This is a genomic window from Bacillus sp. SIMBA_074 (genome assembly GCF_046534555.1).
GTDB classification, from domain to species: domain Bacteria; phylum Bacillota; class Bacilli; order Bacillales; family Bacillaceae_G; genus Bacillus_A; species Bacillus_A mycoides.
Window position 1 is genome coordinate 1 of record NZ_JAWRYM010000922.1, and the last position, 252, is coordinate 252.

The window sequence follows — 252 nt, forward strand, 5'->3', positions numbered from 1 at the left end:
GACTGTTGTCATGCCCGTCAATTCCTTTAATGTAAAATCGCCCGTAAAATCCTGTCCCGGGAAACCTTCCTTGTATTTCTCAAGATAAGGCTCATCCACTTTCTCACCATTTACGTAAAGCCAATCATCTTTATAACGAATGCGTTCACCTGCAATCCCTATAACTCGCTTAACATAATCTTCCTGTGCATGCGCATGAAAAACTATAATGTCAAAACGGTTGATATCTTGAATCTGATAATGGATTTTATT

The 252-nt window shown here is 38.5% G+C and carries 1 protein-coding gene; it reads right to left on the reverse strand.

The features are described from left to right. On the reverse strand, positions 1 to 252 hold a 252-nt coding region (gene lepB, locus SB773_RS33470), incomplete at both ends, for a signal peptidase I (RefSeq protein ID WP_410594760.1).